The following is a 1636-nucleotide window of genomic DNA, read 5'->3' as shown; positions in this document are numbered from 1 at the left end:
TTGCGGATCCGGGCGGCGGCGGTGTCGTGCGTGCTGCCGGGCAGGTCGCCGGACACGCACAGGATCGCCCCGTCCGGTGAGGCGACGACGTGCAGATTCACCCCGTGCATCGTGTGTTTGCCGGAGTGGAACGGCCGATCGGCGGCGATGCGGTCGATCGGGATCAGGGTCCCGTCGATGACCACGTAGGCCATGCCCCGGCGTCTCGCCGTTCGCAACGCCGCCCGCAGTGTCGGGGCCGGTCGGGCGAGCAGCTCCACAGTGTCGCCGACGTAGCGCCTGCAGGTCGTGGTCGAGACACCGAACCCGGCGCCGACCTCGGCAAACGGTTCGCCTTTGCCAGATACACCAGCACGAGCAGGGCCTGCTCGCCCGGGCTGAGCTTGCGCCAGACCGGGCCCAGCTCTCTGCGATGGGTCCGGATCAGGCCGGACACGAAGGTCAGGCTCCGATGTGGCAACGGCAGAGCGGCACGGTGGAACAGCATCTGAAGCCCCTGGGTGCTACAGGACGATCTTGGTCGAGAGTTCTGCTACCAGGGGCTTCACCATGTCCGGTCGAGGACACGCCAAGGGCCCGCCAACCCGTGATCAACAGCAAGTCCCGCACGTCAAGACATCCAGACCAGGATGAAAAAGCCTCAGTGTGCGCGCCAGAGGCTGCCGTGAATGTGCCTCAAGGTCTAAGCCGGGGCTATTCCAAAGTCAGTGTCTCCGACCCACCCCATCCCGTAATGGGCGGTTCGTCACGACGCATCGTGACGAACCGCCCATTCTCGTTAACCTCGACGCTCCCGCGGCAGCGCCTGACTCACCAGGACTCGTCACCGCTTAGTACGATGGTCACCTCGTCAGGCTCTCTGGAGCCGTCTCCGTAGATCTCGACCTGATTCTCGATATTGGGGACCGGTATGACCAGGCGTACCGTTTCGTTCGGATCTGCAATTACGAGCGAAGCGGCGGGTAATATGAGCTGCCCAGTGTACATGAGCACCTTGTTCTCTGGGAGGTAAGGGCCTTGTACGCACTGTACTGTCGCGAGACCGCTGGCAGCCTGCCGGACCAAGATGTACAGGGAATCGGGCCCGGCATGCACCGCTTGACTCCCCGGAGTCCAGTCGTCATGCGTGTCGGTACTTTCCGGGGCGCTGGCGATGACGAGACCATGTGCAAATTGTGCGGTACAGGCCGCGAAGAGCTTCATGCATCCACCTATGTGCGAGGGTTCAGAGATGGGAAGTCATACCTCTGCTGAACGAGGCCGCTGATGATTCCTCCTTGTGTTGGGGAGCATGTCGAACAGTGAGGGTAGATCGTCCAAGGACCCTTCGGGGCGATCTTGTTCGCAGGGTTGTGATCTCCGGTCCAATGTCCATCAGCGTAGCCGGATGTCCTGGCTCCGCAGGAGTAGCATCCGTTGCGATCACCGAACTCGTTGACCATCCTTTGCTCCTGCGGAGATACCCTGTCGCCGCGTGCGGCTGCGACACCTTCCGCGCGCCGCGAACCGTCAGGACCAAGCGTCAGATCGCAGAGGAGGTTTGAACCGCACCGGGGTGCTTGGAGATCAGGTTACTAACGTCTTGGTGACTGTAGCAGATTTGTTCTGGGTGTAGTAGAGGGTTTCGTATTCGGCG

General features: G+C 62.1%; 1 protein-coding gene and 1 pseudogene. Both read right to left on the bottom strand.

Going from position 1 to position 1636, the window contains the following annotated elements:
- A pseudogene (locus C503_RS42815) lies at positions 1-487 on the bottom strand (transposase family protein); the annotation flags it as partial.
- Positions 488-810: 323 nt separating this feature from the next.
- Positions 811-1203: a hypothetical protein gene (locus tag C503_RS0137000; protein ID WP_156893798.1), complete on the bottom strand. Its 393-nt coding sequence runs from the start codon at positions 1201-1203 to the stop codon at positions 811-813.
- Positions 1204-1636: the final 433 nt, after the last annotated feature.

Origin of the sequence: Actinokineospora enzanensis DSM 44649 (genome assembly GCF_000374445.1) — a bacterium.
In the GTDB taxonomy this organism is placed as follows: Bacteria; Actinomycetota; Actinomycetes; order Mycobacteriales; family Pseudonocardiaceae; genus Actinokineospora; species Actinokineospora enzanensis.
Note: the sequence above shows the minus strand (reverse complement) of the source record. Positions and strands in the feature narration are given on the sequence as shown.

Bases quoted from the DNA above. Each gene is read 5' to 3' on its own strand.
- C503_RS0137000 (WP_156893798.1), bottom strand. From the start codon at position 1,203: ATGAAGCTCTTCGCGGCCTGTACCGCACAATTTGCACATGGTCTCGTC.